At 72.2% G+C, this 22,435-nt stretch carries 19 protein-coding genes; 10 read left to right on the plus strand and 9 right to left on the minus strand.

The window, feature by feature from the left end; translation table 11 throughout:
* Positions 1–70: 70 nt before the first annotated feature.
* A complete protein-coding gene (locus ACFYXC_RS03180) occupies positions 71–2,221 on the plus strand; it encodes an ATP-binding protein (protein WP_389546241.1) in 2,151 nt (716 codons plus the stop codon).
* A gap of 27 nt (positions 2,222–2,248) precedes the next feature.
* On the opposite strand, the gene ACFYXC_RS03185 is transcribed toward ACFYXC_RS03180, so the two are convergent.
* The gene (locus ACFYXC_RS03185) at positions 2,249–3,274 is read right to left on the minus strand and encodes an MBL fold metallo-hydrolase (RefSeq protein ID WP_389546244.1); all 1,026 of its coding nucleotides are present in this window, start codon (positions 3,272–3,274) and stop codon (positions 2,249–2,251) included.
* 172 nt (positions 3,275–3,446) lie between these two features.
* Between ACFYXC_RS03185 and ACFYXC_RS03190 the strand changes: the two genes are divergently transcribed.
* Both ACFYXC_RS03190 and ACFYXC_RS03195 read left to right on the plus strand, forming a co-directional pair.
* A complete protein-coding gene (locus ACFYXC_RS03190; protein WP_389546247.1) occupies positions 3,447–4,904 on the plus strand; it encodes an aldehyde dehydrogenase in 1,458 nt (485 codons plus the stop codon).
* Between the two features lie 2 nt (positions 4,905–4,906).
* Positions 4,907–5,140 carry a ferredoxin gene (locus ACFYXC_RS03195; RefSeq protein WP_388908440.1) on the plus strand — a complete coding sequence of 78 codons (234 nt, stop codon included), beginning with the start codon at positions 4,907–4,909 and terminating at the stop codon, positions 5,138–5,140.
* A gap of 79 nt (positions 5,141–5,219) precedes the next feature.
* Here ACFYXC_RS03195 and ACFYXC_RS03200 read toward each other — a convergent pair whose 3' ends face one another.
* Positions 5,220–5,867: a TetR family transcriptional regulator gene (locus tag ACFYXC_RS03200; protein WP_388908438.1), complete on the minus strand. Its 648-nt coding sequence runs from the start codon at positions 5,865–5,867 to the stop codon at positions 5,220–5,222.
* Between the two features lie 258 nt (positions 5,868–6,125).
* Between ACFYXC_RS03200 and ACFYXC_RS03205 the strand changes: the two genes are divergently transcribed.
* From ACFYXC_RS03205 to ACFYXC_RS03215, 3 genes are read left to right on the plus strand one after another with little or no spacing between them, the layout of a single operon-like run.
* Positions 6,126–7,628 (plus strand): glycosyltransferase family 4 protein, encoded by a 1,503-nt coding sequence (locus tag ACFYXC_RS03205; protein WP_389546250.1) that lies wholly within the window; start codon positions 6,126–6,128, stop codon positions 7,626–7,628.
* Positions 7,622–8,386, plus strand: a complete 765-nt coding sequence (locus ACFYXC_RS03210) for a class I SAM-dependent methyltransferase (RefSeq protein ID WP_389546252.1) — start codon at positions 7,622–7,624, stop codon at positions 8,384–8,386. Before ACFYXC_RS03205 ends, ACFYXC_RS03210 begins: the two co-directional genes overlap by 7 nt.
* Positions 8,383–9,453: a prenyltransferase gene (locus tag ACFYXC_RS03215; protein WP_388908432.1), complete on the plus strand. Its 1,071-nt coding sequence runs from the start codon at positions 8,383–8,385 to the stop codon at positions 9,451–9,453. Before ACFYXC_RS03210 ends, ACFYXC_RS03215 begins: the two co-directional genes overlap by 4 nt.
* Before the next feature lie 55 nt (positions 9,454–9,508).
* Here the strand turns inward: ACFYXC_RS03215 and ACFYXC_RS03220 are convergent, their stop codons facing one another.
* Positions 9,509–9,802, minus strand: a complete 294-nt coding sequence (locus ACFYXC_RS03220; RefSeq protein ID WP_388908430.1) for a hypothetical protein — start codon at positions 9,800–9,802, stop codon at positions 9,509–9,511.
* Between the two features lie 149 nt (positions 9,803–9,951).
* Here ACFYXC_RS03220 and ACFYXC_RS03225 point away from each other — a divergent pair, with 149 nt between their 5' ends.
* From ACFYXC_RS03225 to ACFYXC_RS03235, 3 genes are read left to right on the plus strand one after another with little or no spacing between them, the layout of a single operon-like run.
* Positions 9,952–11,286, plus strand: coding sequence for a hypothetical protein (locus ACFYXC_RS03225; protein WP_388908428.1), 1,335 nt, complete (start codon positions 9,952–9,954; stop codon positions 11,284–11,286).
* On the plus strand, positions 11,283–12,908 hold the full coding sequence (locus ACFYXC_RS03230) for a substrate-binding domain-containing protein (RefSeq protein WP_389546256.1): 1,626 nt from the start codon (positions 11,283–11,285) through the stop codon (positions 12,906–12,908). Before ACFYXC_RS03225 ends, ACFYXC_RS03230 begins: the two co-directional genes overlap by 4 nt.
* On the plus strand, positions 12,895–13,653 hold the full coding sequence (locus ACFYXC_RS03235; protein ID WP_388908424.1) for a hypothetical protein: 759 nt from the start codon (positions 12,895–12,897) through the stop codon (positions 13,651–13,653). Before ACFYXC_RS03230 ends, ACFYXC_RS03235 begins: the two co-directional genes overlap by 14 nt.
* A 438-nt stretch (positions 13,654–14,091) precedes the next feature.
* Here ACFYXC_RS03235 and ACFYXC_RS03240 read toward each other — a convergent pair whose 3' ends face one another.
* The 5 genes from ACFYXC_RS03240 to ACFYXC_RS03260 form a co-directional block, all read right to left on the minus strand.
* Complete coding sequence (locus tag ACFYXC_RS03240) at positions 14,092–15,099, minus strand: LLM class F420-dependent oxidoreductase (RefSeq protein ID WP_389546259.1); 1,008 nt, start codon at positions 15,097–15,099, stop codon at positions 14,092–14,094.
* A 127-nt stretch (positions 15,100–15,226) separates the two neighbouring features.
* Complete coding sequence (locus tag ACFYXC_RS03245) at positions 15,227–16,060, minus strand: hypothetical protein (protein ID WP_388908420.1); 834 nt, start codon at positions 16,058–16,060, stop codon at positions 15,227–15,229.
* Between the two features lie 158 nt (positions 16,061–16,218).
* Positions 16,219–17,211 (minus strand): N-acetylmuramoyl-L-alanine amidase, encoded by a 993-nt coding sequence (locus ACFYXC_RS03250; protein ID WP_389546262.1) that lies wholly within the window; start codon positions 17,209–17,211, stop codon positions 16,219–16,221.
* A gap of 96 nt (positions 17,212–17,307) precedes the next feature.
* Positions 17,308–17,958, minus strand: a complete 651-nt coding sequence (locus ACFYXC_RS03255) for a class I SAM-dependent methyltransferase (RefSeq protein ID WP_389546265.1) — start codon at positions 17,956–17,958, stop codon at positions 17,308–17,310.
* A 184-nt stretch (positions 17,959–18,142) separates the two neighbouring features.
* Positions 18,143–19,894: an MFS transporter gene (locus ACFYXC_RS03260; RefSeq protein WP_389546267.1), complete on the minus strand. Its 1,752-nt coding sequence runs from the start codon at positions 19,892–19,894 to the stop codon at positions 18,143–18,145.
* A gap of 181 nt (positions 19,895–20,075) precedes the next feature.
* Here ACFYXC_RS03260 and ACFYXC_RS03265 point away from each other — a divergent pair, with 181 nt between their 5' ends.
* A complete protein-coding gene (locus ACFYXC_RS03265; protein ID WP_389546270.1) occupies positions 20,076–21,512 on the plus strand; it encodes a DHA2 family efflux MFS transporter permease subunit in 1,437 nt (478 codons plus the stop codon).
* A gap of 155 nt (positions 21,513–21,667) precedes the next feature.
* On the opposite strand, the gene ACFYXC_RS03270 is transcribed toward ACFYXC_RS03265, so the two are convergent.
* Positions 21,668–22,300 carry a response regulator gene (locus ACFYXC_RS03270; RefSeq protein WP_389546758.1) on the minus strand — a complete coding sequence of 211 codons (633 nt, stop codon included), beginning with the start codon at positions 22,298–22,300 and terminating at the stop codon, positions 21,668–21,670.
* Positions 22,301–22,435: the final 135 nt, after the last annotated feature.

The following is a 22,435-nucleotide window of genomic DNA, read 5'->3' on the forward strand; positions in this document are numbered from 1 at the left end:
GAGGGCGTCACACTGACCCCTATGGAGTCCCTCTGGGCTCGCTCTTGTGCCGTACGGGGAGGGGCTTCGCGTGCCGGAGAACGGGGCGGCCGACGCGCGGCCGGGGAATCTGCCGCCGGAGACACGGAGTTTCGTCGGCAGGCCGCACGAACTGGCCCGGCTCGGCGCACTCCTGGATCCGGCCCGGGGGCACGAGCGTCTGGTGACGCTCGTCGGGACCGGCGGCGTCGGCAAGACCCGGCTCGCCCTGCGCGCCGCCCGCCGCGCCCGGCACCGGTACCCGGACGGCGTCTGGTTCGTCGAGCTCTCGCCGCTGCAGGGCCGGGGACTGGTGGGCTTCGCCGTCATGGAGGCGCTGCGGCTCGCCGACCAGTCGACCTCCCCGGTGACCGAGGTGCTCGCCGAGTGGCTGGCGGACAAGGAGGCGCTGATCGTCCTCGACTCCTGCGAACACGTGCTCCCCGACTGCGCCGGCCTGGTCCGCGTCCTGCTGCCCGCCGCGCCCGGCCTGCGGTTCCTGGCCACCACCCGGGAACACCTCGGCGTGCCGTCCGAACACCGACTTGAGGTGGCTCCGCTGCCGGTGCGGGACAGCACCGACGCGGCGCCCCCGCGGCAGGGCACCGGTGACGCTCTCGACCTGTTCGCCCAGCGGGCCGGCGACGCGTGCCCCGGCTTCGTGCTCGACGAGGCGACCACCGGCACGGTCGCCGCCGTCTGCCGCCGGCTGGACGGGATCCCCCTCGCCATCGAACTCGCCGCGGCCCGTCTCTGCGAGCTCTCCCTCGCCGCACTGGACGAGCGGCTCGGCGAGCGGCTGCCGTCCCCGCTGGACCTGCTCACGGCTGGCCCCGGCGAGGGCCCGCTGCGGCACCGCACCCTGCGGACCGCCATCGGCTGGAGCCATGAACTGTGCGCGCCCCTGGAGAGACTGCTGTGGGCGAGGCTGTCGGTCTTCAGCGGCGGTTTCGACCTGTCCGCGGTCGAGGACGTCTGCTCCGGCGGCCCGCTGCCCGCCGAACGGACCGCGGCCCTGCTCGAACGGCTCGTCGAGCAGTCGATCGTGCGGCGCCACCCCGCGGACGGAGGCACCGGCGGCAGCGGGGCACGAGAACGCTTCCACCTCCTGGACAGCGTCCGCGAGTTCGGCGGCGACTGGCTGCGCGCCCTCGGCGAGGAGCGGACCCTGCGGCTGCGCCACCTCGACCACTACCGCCACCTCGCCCGCCGCGGCTGCACGGAGTGGAACACCGGCCGCCAGGTGCTGTGGTGCGAGCGCATGATCGCCGAACACGCCAACCTCCGCGCCGCCATCGACTGCGCGCTGTCCGAACGCGACGGAGCCACCGCCCTGCGCACGGCGGCCGACATAGGTTTCCTGTGGCGCCACTGCGGCTACCTGCGGGACGCGCAGCACTGCCTCGACCAGGTGCTCACCGTCGATCCGGAGCCCGGCCCCGACCTCGTACGGGCCCTGTGGACGAGGGCCGCGGTCGCCCTGCTGCAGGGCGACCTGGACAGCGCCGAACGCTGGGCGGCGGTGTGCACGGCGGCGTCCGAGGAGCAGCGGGACCCCGTCGCCGTCGTCGCCGCCGCGTACGTCACCGGCGGGCATCTGCTCCTGCGGGGACGGCTCGTCGAAGCGCTGGCGGTGCTCCGGGAGGCGGACACGCTCCCGGTCCGCGACGACTGGCTGGGGTCCGCACAGCTCCAGGTGCGGCTCGCTCTCTCCCTCGGCCACCTGCTGCTCGGCGACTCCGTACGCGCCCGGGCGGTCGCCGACGAGGTGCGCGAGGAGAGCGTGCGGCACGGGGAGTCCTGGGCGGGCGCCTTCGCGGACTGCTTCGTCGCCCAGGCCGACCTGGCCGAGGGCGACTGCGCGGCGGCGGTGCGCAACGCCCGGACGGCCGTCGTCGGGCACTCGGCGCTGAACAGCACGCTCGGAGTCGCCCTCACCCTCGACGTACTGGCCTCCGCGGTCGTGGAGAGCGGCGACGGGCACCGCGCGGCCTGCCTCCTCGCCATCGGCCAGCGCCTGTGGGAACGCCTCGGCAGCGCCCAGATGCACTCGCCCGACCTGATGGCCGCCCGGCGGGACCGGGAACGCCTGGTCCGCCGGAGGATCGGCGAGCAGGCGTACGCGAAGGCGTACGCGAAGGGCCTGGCCATGTCGTACGAGCGGGGGATCGCCTACGCGGTGGAGGACGTCCCCTGCCCCTGACCCGGGCACCCTCCGCCCGACGCACCGTCAGACGGCCGTGTACGTCACCGGATCGCTGCCCGGCACCGTCTCCGCGTGGCCCAGTTTCACCAGACGGCGCAGGTGGGCCTCCGCCTCCGAGACCGCGATGTTCCGGGAGCCGTACGGGATGTCGGCCCAGGGGCGGTTCCACTCCATGCGCTCGGCGACCTGCCACACGGTGCGCGGGGTGCCGAGGAGGGAGAGGAGGCCGGTGAGGCGTTCCTCGTGATGGCCGAGCAACTCCCGTACGCGGGACGGCGCGTCGGTGAAGGGGTGCAGGTGCGCCGGGAGCACCTCGGCCGGTCCGAGGCTCCCGATCCGTTCCAGGGAGTCGAGGTAGTCGCCGAGCGGATCGGGGACGGTGTCGTCGTCCGGGTCCTCGTAGAGCCCGATGTGCGGGGTGATCCTCGGCAGCAGGTGATCGCCGGAGAACAGGCGGCCGTTGCCCGGCAGCCGGCCCGGGTGGACCTCCTCCAGGTGGAGGCAGACATGGCCGGGGGTGTGGCCGGGGGTCCAGATCGCGCGCAGCCGCCGGCCGGCGAGGTCGAGGAGCTCGCCGGGGACGATCTCCCGGTCGGGGAGCGCGGGGGAGAAGCCGGGGAGGCGGGAGCGGCGGGCGGTGCGCAGTGGCGCCACGTGTTCCTCGGGCGCCCCCGCCGCGGTCAGTTTGTCCGCCATGTACGCGAGCCAGCGCCCCGGCTCCGTCTCGCGGGTGCGGCGTACGACGGAGATGTCGGCGGCGTGCATGGCCACCCACGCGCCCGACGCCTCGCGCACCCTGGCCGACAGTCCGTGGTGGTCCGGGTGGTGGTGGGTGATCACCACGCCGTGGATCTCCGCGACGGCCGTCCCGCACGCCACCAGTCCTTCGGTGAGCGCGTCCCAGGACGCCGGGTCGTCCCAGCCCGTGTCGACCAGCACCGGTCCGCGGTCGGTGTCCACGACGTACACGAGCGTGCTGCCGAGGGGGTTGTCCGGGATGGGGACGGCGACGGACCGTACGCCCCCGCCGTGGTCGGTCACCTGTGGCATGGCTCCCCTGTCGCCGGCTTCCCGCCACTATAACTAGAACGGGTTCCATCGGAAGTGCGCGTAGTCCCCGAGCGCTGTGCGCTCCGTGGACTCCTCCAGGTGGAACTGGTATCAGTCTCAGTGTCTGATGCACCGTCAGGAACGGGTACCGTCCCCGGAGAGGCAGTCGGTCATGACCGAACTCGTGGAACACGGACAGCTGTTCATCGGCGGGGAGCTGACCGCTCCCAGCGGCCGGGACGTCATCGAGGTGGTCTCCCCGCACACCGAGGAGGTCATCGGCCGGGTGCCGCACGCCGCGCGGGAGGACGTCGACCGGGCCGTCGCCGTGGCGCGCACCGCCTTCGACGAGGGGCCCTGGCCGCGGATGTCCCTGGACGAGCGCATCGGGGTGGTCACCCGCATCAAGGACGCGATCGCCGTACGGCACGAGGAGATCGCCCGGGTCATCTCCTCCGAGAACGGCTCCCCCTACTCCTGGAGCGTCCTCGCGCAGGCGCTCGGCGCGATGATGGTGTGGGACGCGGCGATCACGGTCGCACGGGACTTCCCTTACGAGGAGAGCCGCGACGGGGTGCTCGGACGCATCCTCGTCCGGCGTGAACCGGTGGGGGTCGTGGCGGCCGTCGTCCCGTGGAACGTGCCACAGTTCGTGGCCGCGGCCAAGCTCGCCCCCGCGCTGCTGACCGGCTGCACGGTCGTGCTCAAGCCGTCGCCCGAGTCGCCCCTGGACGCGTACATCCTCGGCGAGATCACGCAGGAGGCCGGGCTGCCGGAGGGCGTCCTGTCCATCCTGCCGGCGGACCGCGAGGTCAGTGAGTACCTCGTCGGGCACCCCGGGATCGACAAGGTGTCCTTCACCGGGTCGGTCGCGGCCGGCCGGCGCGTCATGGAGGTCGCCTCGCGCAACCTCACCCGCGTGACCCTGGAACTGGGCGGCAAGTCCGCCGCCGTGGTCCTGCCGGACGCGGACCTCGCCACCTCCGTGCCGGACATCGTCTCGGCGGCCTGGATGAACAACGGCCAGGCGTGCGTGGCCCAGACCCGCATCCTGCTGCCGCGCTCGCGCTACGACGAGTTCGCGGAGGCGTTCGCGGCGGCGGCCGACGCGCTGGTGGTGGGCGACCCGCTGGACCCCGCGACCCAGGTCGGCCCCCTGGTCGCGCGGCGGCAGCAGCAGCGCAACCTCGACTACATCCGCATCGGCCAGGAGGAGGGCGCCAAGATCCTCGCCGGCGGTGGCCGCCCGTCAGGACCGGACCGCGGCTGGTACGTCGAGCCGACACTCTTCGGCGGCGTCGACAACTCCATGCGGATCGCCCGCGAGGAGATCTTCGGGCCCGTGATCTGCCTGCTCCCGTACGGTGACGAGGAGGAGGCCGTGAAGATCGCCAACGACTCCGAGTACGGCCTGAGCGGCAGCGTCTGGACGGCCGACGTGGCCCGCGGCATCGACGTGGCGCGCCGGGTCCGCACCGGCACGTACTCCGTCAACACCTTCAGCCTCGACATGCTCGGCCCGTTCGGCGGCTACAAGAACTCCGGACTCGGCCGCGAGTTCGGCCCCGAGGGGTACGGCGAGTTCCTGGAGCACAAGATGATCCACCTGCCGGCCGGCTGGGAGGCATAGGGATGGGCGACCGCTGGCACGTCGAGGTCGACCGCTCCCTGTGCATCGGCTCCGCCCAGTGCACCCACCTCGCCCCGGGCGCCTTCCGCCTCGACCCCGCCATGCAGTCCCACCCCGTCGAGCCCGAGACGGACGCCACCGAGAAGATCCTCGGCGCGGCGGAGGGGTGTCCGGTGGAGGCGATCTCCCTCACCCTGCTGGGCAGCGGGGAGACGGTGTTTCCTCCGGAGGAGTGAGGAGGGCGGTTGTTCTGTCGGGTGCCGGGCCGTGGGGGCTGGGCGCGCGGTTCCCCGCGCCCCTCGCGGGGCGCGTCGTTCAGTCCTCCGGTGACGTCAGGTCGATCAGGCGGCAGACCGTCTCAATGTCGATCTTGACCTGGGCGATCGAGGCGCGGCCGGAGAGCCAGGTGATCAGGGCGGAGTGCCAGGTGTGCTCGATGACGCGGACGGCGGAGAGCTGCGCGGGGGTGGGATCGTCGAGACCCATGGCGTCGAGGATGATCACCGTGGTCAGCCGGGAGACCTGGTCGACCTCCGGGCTGACACTGCGGTCGGCGAACGTGAGCGCCCGGACCATCGCGTCGGCGAGATGCGGCTCCCGCTGAAGGGCGCGGAAGGCCCGCATCAGGGTCTCCGCCACCCGCTCCGCCGCCGTGTCGCCCGCCGGCGGCTTCTTGCGGAGCGTCCCGTGCATATGGGCCAGCTGGTCCTGCATGGTCGCGACCAGCAGATGCACCTTGGACGGGAAGTAGCGGTAGAGCGTGCCCAGCGCGACCTGCGAGGACTCCGCCACCTCCCGCATCTGGACCGCGTCGAAGCCGCCCCGGCTCGCCAGCTGCGCGCTCGCGTGCAGGATGCGCCGGCGACGCGCCTCCTGGCGCTCGGTGAGCGGGGGAATGACCGGCTGCGCGGCCCGTACGGGCGGCTGCGCGGCCTTCGCCGCAGTCTTTGCTTCCGCAGGCATGGATCCCGTTCCGTGACGTTCGTACAGCAGAGGGCGGGTAGGGGTGGTGGAGGCGGCAGGGGCAACAGGGGTGGTGACGGCAGGTGGGGCGAGAGCAGCGTAGAGCGTGGCCGTGGCGTGAATCACCCGATCCACCGCTCACAGGACGACTACCTGCCGGTAGATTCAATGCTCCCTGGACGATCAAGTCTGAAACTTGTTCTAGATTACCGTCCCGAAGTAATCTCGCGGGAAAGTGCTGCAAGAAGGGGGCCGAGAGTGACCCATGAGGCCATGGAGGCGGGCCTCCGTGCGGGCTCGGCCGCCGACGCCGACCGACCGCTGCGCATCGCGCTCCTCACCTACAAGGGGAACCCGTTCTGCGGCGGCCAGGGTGTCTACGTACGGCACCTCTCGCGCGAGCTCGCCCGGCTGGGCCACCAGGTCGAGGTGATCGGCTCGCAGCCCTATCCGGTGCTGGACGAGGGCGAGGACCTCGGCGGGCTCTCCCTCACCGAGCTGCCCAGCCTCGACCTGTACCGCAGCCCCGACCCCTTTCGCACCCCCCGGCGCGACGAGTTCCGCGACTGGATCGACGCCGTCGAGGTCGGCACGATGTGGACCGGCGGTTTTCCCGAGCCGCTGACGTTCTCGCTGCGCGCCCGCCGTCACCTGCGGGACCGGCGCGGCGACTTCGACGTCGTGCACGACAACCAGACACTCGGATACGGGCTGTTGGGCGACGTGGGCGCCCCGCTGGTCACCACCATCCACCACCCCATCACCGTGGACCGGCAGTTGGAGCTGGACGCCGCCGGGAGCCGCCGCAAACGGATGTCCGTGCGCCGCTGGTACGCGTTCACGCGCATGCAGAAGCGGGTCGCGCGCCGGCTGCCGTCCGTGCTCACCGTCTCCGGCACGTCCCGCCAGGAGATCGTCGACCACCTCGGGGTGCGGGACGAGCGGATCCACGTCGTGCACATCGGCGCCGACGCCGACCTCTTCTCGCCCGATCCGTCCGTGCCGAAGGTGCCGGGGCGGATCGTCACCACGTCCAGCGCGGACGTCCCCCTCAAGGGCCTCGTCTTCCTCGTGGAGGCCCTCGCCAAGGTCCGTACCGAGCACCCCGCGGCGCACCTCGTCGTCGTCGGCCGGCGCGCCGAGGACGGGCCGGTGGCCCAGCTCATCGAGCGGTACGGGCTGGAGGGCGCCGTCGAGTTCGTGAAAGGCATCTCGGACGCGGAGCTCGTCGACCTCGTCCGGTCCGCCGAAGTCGCCTGTGTCCCCTCCCTGTACGAGGGCTTCTCGCTGCCCGCCGCCGAGGCGATGGCGACGGGTACGCCGCTGGTGGCCACCACCGGCGGAGCCATCCCCGAGGTGGCCGGCCCCGACGGCGAGACCTGCCTGGCCGTGCCGCCCGGCGACGCGGGTTCGCTGGCCGCCGGGCTGAGCAGGCTGCTGGGCGACCCCGGCCTGCGGGCGCGGCTCGGCTCGGCCGGACGCGCCCGCGTCCTGGAACGGTTCACGTGGGCCCGCGCGGCGGAGGGCACGGTGGCCCGCTACCGCGAGGCGATCGCCGACGCCGGGCGTGCCACGGACAAGGCCCGGCGCCGTGCCGCGGCCCGCCCCGCCTCCCCGCGTCCCGGCCGCTCCACCCCCACCCGGGAGACGGACCCGGCCTCCGTCACCCCCGGGCCCGCGGCGCCCACCACCCCCATGAACACGGCGGCCCCCGCCGCCCCCGTGGACACCCCTCACCGCGAAAGCAGGACCTCGTGCTGACCGTTGACTTCTCCCGGTTCCCGCTCGCCCCGGGGGATCGTGTGCTGGATCTCGGGTGCGGGGCGGGACGCCACGCGTTCGAGTGCTACCGGCGCGGCGCCCAGGTCGTCGCGCTGGACCAGAACGGCGAGGAGATCCGCGAGGTCGCCAAGTGGTTCGCCGCGATGAAGGAGGCGGGCGAGGCCCCGGAGGGCGCCACCGCCACCGCGATGGAGGGCGACGCGCTGCGGCTGCCCTTCCCCGACGAGTCGTTCGACGTCGTCATCATCTCCGAGGTGATGGAGCACATCCCGGACGACAAGGGCGTACTCGCCGAGATGGTCCGCGTGCTGCGGCCGGGCGGCCGCATAGCGATCACCGTCCCGCGCTACGGACCCGAGAAGGTCTGCTGGTCGCTGTCGGACGCGTACCACGAGGTCGAGGGCGGCCACATCCGCATCTACAAGGCGGACGAGCTGCTCGGCAAGATCCGCGAGGCGGGCCTGCGGCCGTACGGCACGCATCACGCCCACGCGCTGCACAGCCCCTACTGGTGGCTGAAGTGCGCGTTCGGCGTCGACAACGACAAGGCGCTGCCGGTGCGGGCGTACCACAAGCTCCTCGTCTGGGACATCATGAAGAAGCCCCTCGCGACCCGGGTCGCCGAACAGGCGCTGAACCCGCTGATCGGCAAGAGCTTCGTGGCGTACGCGACCAAGCCGCATCTGCCCGCGGCGGCCCTCGGTGCAGGCGACGCGGCCCAGACGGACGTTTCGTGACGACTCCGCGTACCGAGCACCTCGTCCTGGCAGGGGTGCTCACCGCGGAACAGGCCGCGCAGACCGTCCAGGGCATCCTGGCCGTGCAGCGCGCGGACGGCGCCATCCCGTGGTTCCGCGGGCACCACCTCGACCCCTGGGACCACACCGAGGCCGCCATGGCCCTGGACGCGGCCGGCGAACACGAGGCCGCCGCCCGGGCGTACGAGTGGCTGGCCCGGCACCAGAACGAGGACGGCTCCTGGTACGCGGCCTACGCCGACGGCGACGCCGCCGACGTCACCGACCGCGGCCGCGAGACCAACTTCTGCGCGTACATCGCCGTCGGCGTGTGGCACCACTACCTGGCGACCGGCGACGACACCTTCCTGGACCGGATGTGGCCCTCGGTGTTCGCCGCGGTCGAGTTCGTGCTCGCACTCCAGCGGCCCGGCGGGCAGATCGGCTGGAAGCGCGAGGACGACGGCACGGCCGTCGAGGACGCGCTGCTGACCGGGAGTTCGTCCGTCCACCACGCGCTGCGCTGCGCCCTGGCCATCGCGGAGGAGCGTGAGGAGCCGCAGCCGGACTGGGAGCTGGCGGTGGGCGCGCTGCGCCACGCGATCCGCCGGCACCCGGAGCGGTTCCTCGACAAGGACCGCTACTCGATGGACTGGTACTACCCCGTCCTCGGCGGCGCCCTGACCGGCGCGGAGGCGAAGGAACGCATCGAGCGGGACTGGGACCGGTTCGTGGTCCCGGGGCTCGGCGTGCGGTGCGTGGTGCCCAACCCGTGGGTGACGGGCGGCGAATCGGCCGAACTCGCCCTGGCCCTGTGGGTGGTGGGCGAGTCCGACCGTGCCCTGGAGATCCTGCAGTCGATCCAGCACCTGCGGGACCCGGCGACGGGCCTCTACTGGACCGGTCACGTCTTCGACTCGGGGGCCGTCTGGCCCGAGGAGCTCACCTCGTGGACGGCGGGCTCCCTGCTCCTCGCCGTCGCCGCACTGGGCGGCGACGAGGCGACCTGCGCGGTCTTCGGCGGCGACCGCCTGCCGCTGGGACTGGACCCGGACTGCTGCCGGTAGGGACTCAGGGGCGCGCGGGACTCAGTGACGTGCGGGATTCAGTGAGGTGCGCGGCTCAGTGCCGTGCCACGCGATTGGCGATCGCGTGTCCGATGAAGAGGTAGACGACGGCCGCGAGACCGTAGCCCGCGACGACCCGTGCCCACTGCTCGTCGAACGTGAACAGGTCGTGCGACCAGCCGGCGAGCCAGCGTGCGGCGTCATGGATGAACTGGACGAAGGAATTGCCCTGGTTGGCGTCCAGCAGGTACATCAGGATCCAGAGACCGAGAATGGCGGCCATGATGTCGGCAACGACCGCGACGACCGTGCCGGCTTGATTCGAACCGTTGCGATATCGAGGGGACATGTCATGCGGATGACCCTTGAACCCCGTATGAAACCTGTCACTTGACGCCGCCCTCGCCACAGTCCCTGTTCAACTGCCGTTTCCTGCGAGTTCGTTCTGCGGTAAGAGTGGTGATCGATGATCCTGCCCCACAGCAGGGGGAGACGCCGGTGCCCGCGAACAGAGCCGATCGATCCGCCAGATCCGCGAGACCTGCCCGACCCGCCCACCCCGTCCGTCCTGACGGGCCCGTCAGGACCGCCGGACCGGGAGGACCCGCCGGTTCTCCCGCGGAGGAGCCCCGGCTGGCCGTCGGCCGTCCCGTCCGGAGCCGGCTGCGCCGCACGCTGGCCCTCACGCTGCCCGTCCCCGTCATCGGCCTCGTCCTGCTCCTGGCCTCCGGGCACCTGACGCTGCCGCTCGACCGGATCGTCACCATCGAGGCGAAGATGGCCTCCAAGCGGGACTTCTTCGAGGACCCCGAGGTACGGCGCATCCTCCTGGAGCACGGCTTCCGGCTGAACATCACCCGCATGGGATCCCGGGACATCGCCACCCAGGACGTGGCGGGGTACGACGTCGTCTTCCCCTCGGGACAGCCGGCCGCGGACCTGATCACCAGCGCGCGGGCCAGGGCCGGGCGCCCCGTGCTCACCTACCGGCCCTTCGTCAGCCCCATCGTCCTCGCCACCTACCGCGAGTACGCGCGGACGCTGGAGGACGAGGGCATCGCCCATCCGCAGCCCGGCGGTGCCACCGGAGGCAGCGGTGATGCCACCGATCCGCTCTACTACCGGCTCGACATGGAGAAGTTCCTGCGGCAGACCCACGAGGGGAAACGGTGGAACGACCTCCACCTCGAACGCCACGGCGCGCTGAACGGCAACAAGGTCCTCGCCCAGACCTCCGACGTCTGCGAATCCAACTCGGGCGGCACCTACCTCGGCCTCGTCTCCTTCGTGTGGCACCGCAACAACGCCCCGCGCAACGCCAAGGAGGCCGACACATACGCCGACGACATCAAGAACCTGCTCAACGAACAGGGCCTGCCGGGCTCCGAGCGCGCCGAGACCTACCTGTCCGTGGACGGCAAGAGCATCGCTCCGATCTCGGTGATCTACGAGCACCAGTTCCTGGCCCACCAGATCCGGTACCAGGCCAGGCACGGCAAGCCGGACCGCGGGCGCGTCCTGCTCTACCCCTCGACCCGGTTCGTCACCGAACCCCAGCTCGTCGCCCTCACCGACGACGGCGAACGGCTCGGCGAACTGGTCACGAAGGACCCCGAACTCCAGCAGAAGGCGATGGAGCTGGGCTTTCGCGTACGGGATGCCACCAGTGACTCGACCAGCGACCAGCTGGCCGCCTTCCTGACCGGCCGCGGAATCCAGGTCCCGGTCACCTCGGGCAACGACACCAAGGCGGTCCTCCCGCGCCTGCCCCTCCTGGAACGGATGATCCAGGCCGTCGGAGAGTGCCCGCCGGCGCGGAAGGACGCCAGGTGAGGCGCCCGCTGGGCGTTCTCGCGCTGTGCCTCGGCCTCACCCTGGCCACGGCCGCCTGCTCCGGCGACGACGAGGACCGCACCACCCTGCGGGTCCTGGCCGGCCCCGACCTTGCCGTACTGGAGCCGCTCCTGGACGAGTTGAGGTCCGAGACCGGGGTCGAACTCGCGATGGACTACCGGGCCGACGCCGACACGGGGGAGGCACTCACCGGGGCCGGGCGGAACGGCGGAGGACAGAGCGACGGAGGACAGAGCGACGGAGTGCAGGGCGGCGGCGGCCGGTACGAGCTGGCCTGGCTCTCCACCGACCGCTCCTTCCGGCTGCACCACCAGGACGCCGCCCGGGGGATGGCGCGTACCCCGACCATGCTCTCGCCGGTCGTCGTCGGACTGCGCCCGGAGGCGGCCCGCGCGCTGCGCGCCGAGTCCGGCGGCCCACGGCTCACCTGGGCCGACATCGCGGACGCCGCCGCCACCGGGACCGTGCGCTTCGGCATGGCCGACCCCCGGCAGACCGGCACCGGCCTCGCCGCACTCGTCGGCGTCGCCACCGCCGCCGCCGGAACCGGCGGAGCCCTGCGGGAGAAAGACGTCTCCTGCGACCGCCTGCGCGGCTTCCGTTCGGGGCAGGGCCTCACCGCGGCCTCCACCCGGGACCTGCTGGCGGACTTCGTCGCCCGCCCCGGCACGGCGAACGCGCTCATCACCTACGAGTCCGACCTGCTCGCCCTCAACTCCGGCGGCCGGCTGAAGGAGAAGCTGGAGATCGTGCGCCCGCAGGACGGCACGGTCCTCGCCGACTTCCCGCTGCTCCTGCTCGACCCGGACCGGCGGGCCGCGTACGACAAGGTCGTGCGGTGGCTGCGGCGGGACTCCGTACAGCGGAAGATCATGCGGACGGCGCAGCGGCGCCCGGTGAACCCCTCGGTCGCCCGGGAAGGACAGCTGCGCGCGCCGGTCGGCAACGCGCTGTACTTCCCCGACCGGCCGGGCGTGCTGCGGCGCCTGCTGGACGACTACGGCGACCCGGCGCGGCGGATCGCGGACCAGGTCATCTTCCTGCTCGACTTCTCCGGCTCGATGCGCGGCGAACGCATGGCGGAACTGCGGAGGGCCTTCGCCGACCTCAGCGGCGCGGACTCCTCGGCGACGGGCGCCTTCGCGCGCTTCCACCAGGGCGAGCGGCTGACCGTCGTACGGTTCGGCGGGCGGGTCCTGGAGGAGCGGACCGTCACCGTCCGGGGGCGGCGGGACCTCACGGCCCTCGCCGACGTCGTCGCGAGCGGCGGTTACGGCGACGCGACCGCCGTCTGGACCGCGCTCGACCACGGTTACCGCACCGCCTCGTCCGTGGTGGCCGACGAACCCGGGCGGGACGTGTCCATCGTGCTGATGACGGACGGCGAGAACAACGCGGGCATCACGTACGAGGAGTTCGTACGCCGGCACGAGGCGCGGGCCGCCGGGGTCCGCGCCTCGGTCCACGCCTACCCCGTGCACTTCGGTGACGCCGACGCCGGGGCGCTGCGGCGGGCCGCCGCGGAGACCGGCGGGCGCATGGTGGACGCGCGGGGCTCGTCCCTTTCCGAGGCGTTCAAGGAGATCCGTGGCTGTCGTTGACGCGCAGTGGTGGGGTGTGTGGTGGCCGTGGATGACGGTGTGGCTCGTCACCGCCGCCGGGCTCGTGACACTCGGTGCCGTGCTGGTGCGGCACGTCCGGGAACGCAGGCGGCGGGCCGTCGGGCTGCGGTCCGCGTACAGCGTCTGCTTCTACCTGGACGAGAAGTCGGTGATGGACCTCTACCGGCTCGGCAACTACAGCGCGGCCCTGGAACAGGCCGTCGAGCACCGCACCAACGTCGCCACCAGTGTGGGTCTGTGGGGCAGGCTGCTGCCGTGGACCGTCAAGGCCAACCGGGACGTCTCACAGGAACGGTTCAGCAGCTATGTGCAGAAGAGCGAGCCGATCTCCGTCATCGGGATGCTGATGGACGCGTTCGAGCGGGCCGACGTCATCGTCCACGCCGACCTGCGGTCCGGGGACGTCGTCCCGAACCGCGCGCTCGCCGACGCGCTCGGTCCCGACGGCGGGCGGTCGGGTGTCGCGCTCAGCGACATCGAGGAGTTCGTCTCGGTGCGTGGCCGCTTCGTCGTGGAGTCGGAGACGGGTGAGGAGGTCGTGCTGCGGGCGCCTTACGGTGATCCGGCGCGGGTGGCGCACGTCCGGGTGACGTGTGCGGCCGGGGGGCTGCGCAACGACCGTCTTGGCGCGGGGTCGTTCCAGGCGCGCTGCCTGGGGAAGATGACGGGGTGGCGGGAGGACACACGCGAGGTAACCCTCGAACCCATAGCCATCTTCCGCTGACCCCACCCTGCCCAGGTCCGGCCGCGGGCACGCCGTGGCTCGTCGCGCAGTTCCCCGCGCCCCTGGAGGGGCGGTGGTCTCCGTCGGTGGGTTGGCTGCGGGTGCGTTGTGGCTTGTCGCGCAGTTCCCCGCGCCCCTTTCGGGGCGCTTCGGCTGCGGCGGGCCCGAAGGGGCGCGGGGAACTGCGCGCTCAGCCACGACGACCCGACACCCGACAACACACAGTGGCCCCCACTCCCCAGGGGCGCGGGGAACTGCGCGGGCGGCCACGATGGTGCCGCACCCGGCAGCGCACGGCGGCGCCCCCGCTTTCCAGGGGCGCGGGGAACTGCGCGGGCGGCCACGATGGTGCCGCACCCGGCAGCGCAGGGTGGCCCCGCCTCCCTAGGGGCGCGGGGAACTGCGCGACCAGCCACGGCGGTGGCAGGCCCGTGGGGGTCAGGTCAGGGACGCCAGCGTGTGCAGCGTGTGGGCGTCAGGTGACAGCACCAGCAGGTCGGTCACCGGCCCCTTCCGCCACAGCTCCAACCGCTCGGCGATCCGTCCCCGCGGCCCGACGAGAGAGATCTCGTCGGCGAACGCATCCGGCACGGCCGCCACCGCCTCCTCCCGCCGCCCCGCCAGAAACAGCTCCTGAATCCGCCGCGCCTCCTCCGCGAACCCCATCCGCCCCATCAGATCGGCATGGAAGTTGCGCGCCGCATGCCCCATACCGCCGATGTAGAAGCCGAGCATCGCCTTCACGGCCAGCAGCCCCTCGGAGACGTCCGCACAGACCTTCGCCCGGACCAGGGGAGCCACGAGGAAACCCTCGGGCGCCGCGCCCAGAGACACCTCGTACACATCCGTCCGCATCGGCGACCAGTACAGCGGCAGCCAGCCGTCGGCGATCCGCGTCGTCTGCTCGATGTTCTTCGGCCCCTCGGCCCCCAGCAGCACGGGCAGTCCGGACCGCAGCGGATGCGTGATCGGCTTGAGGGCCTTGCCGAGTCCCGTGCCGTCCGCCCCCCGGTACGGGTGCGAGTGGAAGCGCCCCGCCAACTCGACGGGCCCCTCGCGCCGCAGCACCTGGCGTACGACGTCGACGTACTCCCGGGTCGCCGTGAGCGGTGACTTCGGGAACGGGCGCCCGTACCAGCCCTCGACGACCTGCGGCCCCGACAGCCCGAGCCCGAGCAGCACGCGCCCGCCGGAGAGGTGGTCCAGGGTGAGCGCGTGCATCGCGGTCGTCGTCGGGGAGCGGGCCGCCATCTGCGCAACCGCCGTACCCAGTTTGATCCTTGAGGTCCGTGCGGCGATCCAGGTCAGCGGGGTGAAGGCGTCGGACCCCCAGGACTCGGCGGTCCACACCGAGTCGTAGCCGAGCCGCTCCGCCTCCAGCGCGAGGGACACGTGGTCCGCGGAAGGGCCGCGACCCCAGTAACCGAGGGCGAGTCCGAGCCGCATACAGCACTCCTGACGGCACGTCAGACGACGGATTGCCGGGCCGACTGTACGGGAACGGCCCCCCGCCCGGAAGAGCTCCGAAGAGCTCCTGGGGCGGAGGGCCGTGACGGGACCGGCGGTGGCGGGGTCAGCCCCGCTGGATCCCGGACGTGTCCTGGAGCACACCGCGGCGGCCGTCCTGCGTCTGGGCCACCAGGCTCGGGCCGCGCTGCTCGACGGCCAGGTACCAGGTACCCGGCGCCAGTTCGGCGATCGGCGTCGGTGAACCGTCCTCCGAGAACAGCGGACGCGCCACCGGCACCGCGAACCAGAACGGGGAGAACTCCCCGGCGGGCTGCTGCGCCTGCGGAGCCTGCTGCGGCTGCTGGGGCTGACCCGGCTGGGCGCCGAACGGCGGGCCCTGCTGGGGCTGGCCACCGAAGGACGGACCCGGCTGCTGGGCACCGGGGTAGCCGTAACCACCCTGCGGCTGCGCGCCGTAGGGCTGGGGCGCGGCGGGCTTGGGGGCGGGGAGGAGCGCGCCCTTGAGAGCCGGGACGAGGGGCGTGGCGACCGCGGCTCCGGCGAGGACCAGGGCGGCGATGAGGCTGAGGATGAGGCCGGTGCCGGCACCGATGGTGTCGATCCCGCCGTTGTTGTCGAAGCCGCCGGCCGGGTCGAAGATGTTCCCGAGCGCGCTCCAGGCGGCGAACACCGTGAAGGCGATGCCGAACTGGCCCAGGTCGAGACCGGCGACCTTCGGCACCTGCGGCAGACCGCGGGCGACGACGATCAGCGCGGCGCCGATGATGCCGGCCAGCGTGACACTCAGGAGAACTGGGCCACTGCCCCAGGCGTTCGGGATGTCGGCGCTGTCGCCGGCCCCTTCGATCGAATAGATGTCGAGGAACGACGCGATCAACAGCAGTACCGCTGCTCCGATCACCACGCCGTCGCCTCGAGTGAGGGAGCGGATATTCACTTCAGGTCCTTCGTCAGTCGTCTCGTCGTCGGTGGAGGCGTCGCTGTCACCATGTCCCCGTGAGGCCGCGGTGTTATGCGCGGGGGTGGCCCCTCATCGTAGGGAGGACACTATCGTCCGCCCCGCACGGGTGTCCGCCCCGATGGACCCACTGATCACTACCCGCGCAGGAAACTCACGATTCCCTCAGAGATCCCCTGCGCCGCCTTCTGCCGCCAGGCACCACTGGTCAGCTGCGCGGAGTCCTTGCTGTCGCGCATGTTGCCGCACTCGATGAACACCTTGGGAACCGTTGACAGATTGAGACCGCCGAGGTCTTTGCGCACGTCGATACCGGTTCCGCCGCCGATGTAGTTGGAGGGCGGGGTGCCGGTGGTGCGCAGGAAGCCGCCGGCGACGCGTTCGCCCAGAGCGCGGGAGGAGGCCACGATGGGCCGGGTGTCGGCGGCGCCGGAGTGCACCACACCGGGCAGGATCACATGGAAGCCGCGGTTGCCGGCCGCGGAACCGTCCGCGTGGATCGACACGACGGCGTCCGCGCCGGCCTTGTTGCCGATCTCGGCCCGCTCGTCCACGCACGGCCCCCAGGCACGGCCGCCGTCCTGGGTGAACTTCACCGTGGCGCCCTGCTTCTCCAGGATGGTGCGCAGCCGGCGCGACACGTCGAGGGTGAACTCGGCTTCCGTGTAACCGCTGTTGGTGGCCGTGCCGGTGGTGTCGCACTCCTTCCGGTTCGTGCCGATGTCCACCTTGCGGTTGATGTCGGACGGGTGCCGGAAGTTACCGGGATTGTGACCGGGGTCGACGACGACGACCCTGCCCTTGAGAGGGCCGGAGGCCGCGGGTGCGGAGGCCGTGGCGGACGGTGACGTACCGGGCTCCTCGCCGCCGCCGGACTGACCGGTGCCGGTGCCCGTGCCGCCGTCCGGCCGCTCCTTGCCGTCGTCCGGGGTGCCCGGGGAGGCGGAACGGCTCGCCGAGGCCGGGGCCCGCGCGGCGGAACCGTCCCCGTCGTCGTCCCCCACCGCCTGCCACACCAGCCAGCCCACCAGCGCACCGGGCACGAGCGCGGCGACGGCGACGGTCAGGGGTCCGCGCAGGGGGTGGCGCGGGGGGCGAGGGGGTTCGAAGTCCGGGCCTACGTATGACACGGCCAACACCTTACGGGTCGGCCGGGCCGCGTGCCGGGGAGGAGGGGCGGCCGGGTCGCCCGGGTCGCACCGCCCGGCAGCTTCCCCCGTCGCCCTTCAGATTCCCTCGCCGGTACGCCGCAGCACCCGCAGGGAGTCGGTCACCGACACCTCGGTGAACGCGCCGGACTCCAGCGCCCGCAGGTACAGGCGGTACGGCGCCTGCCCGGTGAACTCGTCCACCGGGTCCGGGAACACGTCGTGGATGAGCAGCAGCCCGCCCTCGGCCACATGGGGTGCCCAGCCCTCGTAGTCGCCGGTCGCGTGCTCGTCGGTGTGGCCGCCGTCGATGAAGACGAGACCGAGGGGGGAGTTCCAGAAGGCCGCGACCTGCGGCGACCGCCCGACGACGGCGACCACGTGCTCCTCCAGACCGGCCCGGTGGAGCGTACGGCGGAAGGCCGGGAGGGTGTCCATGAGCCCGAGTTCCGGGTCGACCGTGGACGGGTCGTGGTACTCCCACCCGGGCTGCTGCTCCTCGCTGCCCCGGTGATGGTCGACGGTGACGGCCGTGACCCCGGCCTCCCTCGCCGCACCGGCGAGCAGAACGGTGGACCGCCCGCAGTAGGTACCGACCTCAAGCAGGGGCAGCCCCAGCCGACCCGCCTCGACAGCGGCCGCATACAGGGCGAGCCCTTCCCCCACGGGCATGAACCCCTTGGCCCCCTCGAACGCGTCAAGAATCAAGGGCGCGGGCGCCACGGCCATGACATTCCTCCAAAAGATACGCACACACGTCCCCGCCATGCTCCCCCACGGGCCGCCCCAAAAGGGACGCGGGGAACGCCGCAGTCTTTGTCTTTCAGGGGCGCGGGGAACGGCGCAATCTTTCAGGGGCGCGGGGAACTGCGCGACCAGCCACAACGCACCCGCACACGCCGTCCGAGGCCCGCTACGCGAGAACCGCGGCCCCGGGAAGCCCCAGGTCCACCTCGACCACCCGCACCCCACCGGGATGACTCGCCCCCGAAGCGAGCGGCGCACGCCCACCCGCCGTGACGGCCAGTACATACGCCCCCTCACCGGGAACGGCCAACTCGTACCCCCCGTCGGAGGCGGACAGCGTCGCCCCCGCCTGCCGCCCCCGCCGATCGATCAGCGTCACCTTGGCCCGGCCCACGGCCACCCCGTCCGCGTCGAGCACACGCCCACGGAAGCCGCCCCGGCCCGTGAGACCGGCGGCAGCGGGCGCGTCCTCACTGGACGCCACCAGATGCGGCTTGGCCGGGTCCTTGACGGCCGCCCGCCGCCCCGGCAGGAACGCCGCGAACACCAGCCCCAGCAGCACCGCTCCCGTGGCGATCAGGAACGACACCCGGAACCCGTGCATCGTGGGAACGGCGACCCCGCCCACCTGGTTCGCCGTGTTCGCCAGCACCATGCCGATCACGGCACTGGAGACGGACGTACCGATCGACCGCATCAACGTGTTGAGGCCGTTCGCCGCGCCGGTCTCCGACGCGGGCACCGCGCCGATGATCAGCGCGGGCAGCGAGGAGTAGGCGAGGCCGATACCCGCACCCAGCACGACCGCGATGACGACGGTCTGCCAGGCGGCGCTCATGAGGCCGAGCCCGGCCCCGTACCCGATCGCGATGATCAGCATGCCGGTCATCAGCGTGACCTTGGGCCCGTACCTGGCGGAGAGGCGTGCGTACACCGGCGCGGTGAACATCATCGTCAGGCCGAGCGGCGCCACGCACAGCCCCGCCACGACCATGGACTGGCCGAGGCCGTACCCGGTCGACGCGGGCAGCTGCAGCAGCTGGGGCAGGACGAGGGAGACGGCGTAGAAGGCGACACCGACCATGATCGAGGCGAGGTTGGTGAAGAGCACCGCGGGCCGGGCCGTGGTGCGCAGGTCCACCAGCGGCGCCTTGATCCGCAGCTCCATCACACCCCACAGGAGGAGGACGGTCGCCGAGGCGCCGAACAGGCCGAGAGTCGTGCCGGACGTCCAGCCCCAGTCACCGCCCTTCGTGATGGGCAGGAGGAAGAGGACGAGACCGGCGGACAGGCCGAACGCCCCGAGGACGTCGAAGGTGCCGGGGGCCCGCATCGGGGACTCGGGCACGAAGACCAGGGTGAGCAGGATCGCGAGGACACCGAGACCCGCCGAGGCGAAGAACAGCGCGTGCCAGTCGGCGTGCTGCGCCACCAGGGCCGCGACCGGCAGCGCCAGTCCGCCGCCGACGCCGATCGAGGAACTCATCAGGGCCATCGCCGAGCCGAGCTTCTCCAGCGGCAGTCCGTCGCGCATCAGCCCGATGCCGAGCGGGATGGCGCCCATCGCGAAGCCCTGGAGGGCACGGCCGACGATCATCACGAGCAGTTCGCTGGTGAAGCCGGCGACGAGTGAGCCCACGACCATCACGGCGAGGCTGGCTATGAGCATGCGCCGCTTGCCGTAGAGGTCACCGAGGCGGCCCATGATCGGTGTGGACACGGCGCCCGCGAGGAGGGTGGAGGTCATGACCCAGGTGGCGTTGCCGGGGGAGGTGCCCAGCAGCTCCGGCAGGTCCTTGATGACCGGCACGAGCAGGGTCTGCATCACCGCGACGACGATGCCCGCGAAGGCCAGTACCGGGACGATTCCGCCGCCGCCCGGCTTTCGCGTGCGCGGGTCCGTCGTTGTACGGGTCATTGCGTGCGGCCTCCAGAGGCGGGGGAACAGCGGGGAAGAGTAGGTGCAGGGTGAACCCCGTGCGCCCAGGCAACTATTCCGATACTTCGAGCCGCTAACGAATTCTTGACCTTCTCATTACATCTGTCTCCGTCCCCGCGTTTCCGACGCGAGGTGTACGGGGCAGAGGGGCCCTGCGAGCATGACCTCCATGCCCACGCTTCCCGCCGCCCCAGAGATACCCGTGTCCCGTCGTCCCGTGCCACCCACCTGGGTGGTGGTCGCCCTGGCCTGCGCGGGCCAGTTCCTCGTCGTCCTCGACGTGTCCGTCGTCAATGTGGCGCTGCCGTCGATGCGGTCCGACCTCGGGCTGAGCGCACCGGGACTCCAGTGGGTCGTCAACGCCTACACGATCGCCTTCGCCGGTTTCATGCTGCTCGGCGGCCGGGCCGGCGACCTGTACGGGCGGAAGCGGATGTTCCTGGTCGGGCTGGCGCTCTTCACCCTGGCCTCCCTGGCGGGCGGTCTCGCGCAGGCGGAGTGGCAGCTGCTGGCCGCCCGGGGCGTGCAGGGTCTCGGCGCGGCCGTGCTCGCCCCCTCGACGCTGACGATCCTGACCTCGGCCGTCCCGGAGGGGGCCGCACGCGCGCGGGCCATAGCGACCTGGACCGCGGTCGGCGGAGGCGGCGGCGCGGCGGGCGGACTCGTCGGCGGCCTCCTGGTCGACGGCCTGAACTGGCGATGGGTCCTGCTGATCAACGTGCCCATCGGCGCCGTGGTGCTGACCGGCGCCCTGCTCTGGCTCGGTGAGAGCCGGGTCGGCGGCGGTCGCCGGCTCGACCTGCCGGGTGCCGTACTGGTGACCTCGGGCCTCGCGACCCTCGCCTACGGGATCGTGCAGACCGAGGCCGAGGGGTGGGCGTCCGCCGGGACGCTGGTCCCGTTGTCCGCCGGGGCCGTACTGATCGGGCTCTTCCTGCTCGTCGAGGCGCGGACGAAGGCGCCGCTGATGCCGCTGAAGCTGTTCCGGCTGAGATCCGTGTCCTCGGCGAACGTGGCGATGTTCCTGTGCGGCTCGGCGATGTTCTGCATGTGGTTCTTCATGACGCTGTACGCGCAGAACGTGCTCGGCTACACGCCGCTGGAGGCCGGGCTCGCGCTCGTGCCCAGCTCGCTCGCGGTGATTCTGGGGTCGAAGGCCGCGCCGAGGTTCATGCCGGCCGTGGGGGCGCGCAATGTCGCGGTGATCGGGACGGTGGTGGCCGCGGCCGGGTTCGCGTGGCAGTCCACGATGCGTGCCGACGGGGCGTATCTCACGGCGATCATGCTCCCCGGCGTGCTCATGATGCTCGGGGCCGGGCTCGCGGCGACGCCGCTCGCCGCGGTGGCGACGTCGGGGGCGGACGCGGCGGACGCGGGGCTGGTGTCGGGGCTGATCAACACCTCGCGGACGATGGGGGGTTCGCTCGGGTTGTCCGTCATGGCGACGATCGCCGCGGCGCGGACCGGCGGGGGGAGCTCGCCGGAGGCGCTGACGGAGGGGTACGCGCTGGTGTTCCGCACGGGGTGTGTGGTGTTGGTCCTGGGGGCGGGGCTGATGTGGGTGTGGTTGCCGCGGAAGGTTGTCGGGCGGGGGTGAGGGCTGGCTCCGCCGGGGTGGGGGTCGGGGGTGGTGCCTGTGCTTGTACGGGTGCGGCGCCGTCGTGGCTGGTCGCGCAGTTCCCCGCGCCCCTGAAAGACAAAGACAAAAGACTGCGCCGTTCCCCGCGCCCCTGAAGGACAGAGCCGTGGGGGTCAGAGCCAGCCCTGGTGGCGGGCCTCTCTCATGGCTTCCGTGCGGTTTCTGGTGGAGGTCTTGCCGATCGCGGAGGAGAGGTAGTTCCGGACGGTCGACTCGGAGAGGTGCAGCTTGGAGGCGATGTCGGCGACGGTCGCACCGTCCGCCGAAGCCTTCAGCACATCGCACTCACGGGCGGTGAGCGGGTTGGGGCCGGCCCCAAGGGCGGCCGCCGCGAGCGCCGGGTCGATGACGGTCTCCCCGGTCAGCACCCGGCGGATCGCCTGAGCCAGCTCCTCCACGGGTCCGTCCTTCACCAGGAACCCCGCGGCGCCCGCCTCCATGGCCCGCCGCAGATAGCCGGGGCGGCCGAAGGTGGTGAGGATCAGCACCCGGCAGTCGGGCGTCTCCTCCCGCAGCAGCGCGGCGGCGTCCAGCCCGCTGATACCGGGCAGTTCGATGTCCAGCAGCGCGACATCCGGCCGTGACTCCAGGGCCGCGCCCACGATGGCGTCCCCCGTCCCGACCTGCGCCACCACCTCGATGTCCGCCTCCAGCCCGAGAAGGAGCGCGAGCGCGCCCCGCATCATCCCCTGGTCCTCGGCGAGAAGAACACGAATGGACGTGGTGGCCCGATAGTCCCGAGGCATCTCGTTCACCCCCCAAGCGTAGGCCGCAAACCACCAAACACCTGGGCCTGCGGGGAGGCGCACGGCCTCGCGCCGTAAGGGGCGCGGGGAACGGCGCAGTCTTGCGTCTTTCAGGGCCACGGGGAACGGCGCAGT

Origin of the sequence: Streptomyces sp. NPDC002701 (assembly GCF_042889045.1) — a bacterium.
Lineage (GTDB): Bacteria > Actinomycetota > Actinomycetes > Streptomycetales > Streptomycetaceae > Streptomyces.

What these genes read in the sequence shown, in the direction of transcription:
- ACFYXC_RS03185 (WP_389546244.1), bottom strand. Translation starts at nt 3,274, where the DNA reads ATGCCACAGGTGACCGACCACGGCGGGGGCGTACGGTCCGTCGCCGTC.
- ACFYXC_RS03190 (WP_389546247.1), top strand. Translation starts at nt 3,447, where the DNA reads ATGACCGAACTCGTGGAACACGGACAGCTGTTCATCGGCGGGGAGCTG.
- ACFYXC_RS03195 (WP_388908440.1), top strand. Translation starts at nt 4,907, where the DNA reads ATGGGCGACCGCTGGCACGTCGAGGTCGACCGCTCCCTGTGCATCGGC.
- ACFYXC_RS03200 (WP_388908438.1), bottom strand. Translation starts at nt 5,867, where the DNA reads ATGCCTGCGGAAGCAAAGACTGCGGCGAAGGCCGCGCAGCCGCCCGTA.
- ACFYXC_RS03220 (WP_388908430.1), bottom strand. Translation starts at nt 9,802, where the DNA reads ATGTCCCCTCGATATCGCAACGGTTCGAATCAAGCCGGCACGGTCGTC.
- ACFYXC_RS03240 (WP_389546259.1), bottom strand. Translation starts at nt 15,099, where the DNA reads ATGCGGCTCGGACTCGCCCTCGGTTACTGGGGTCGCGGCCCTTCCGCG.
- ACFYXC_RS03255 (WP_389546265.1), bottom strand. Translation starts at nt 17,958, where the DNA reads ATGGCCGTGGCGCCCGCGCCCTTGATTCTTGACGCGTTCGAGGGGGCC.
- ACFYXC_RS03260 (WP_389546267.1), bottom strand. Translation starts at nt 19,894, where the DNA reads ATGACCCGTACAACGACGGACCCGCGCACGCGAAAGCCGGGCGGCGGC.
- ACFYXC_RS03265 (WP_389546270.1), top strand. Translation starts at nt 20,076, where the DNA reads ATGACCTCCATGCCCACGCTTCCCGCCGCCCCAGAGATACCCGTGTCC.
- ACFYXC_RS03270 (WP_389546758.1), bottom strand. Translation starts at nt 22,300, where the DNA reads ATGCCTCGGGACTATCGGGCCACCACGTCCATTCGTGTTCTTCTCGCC.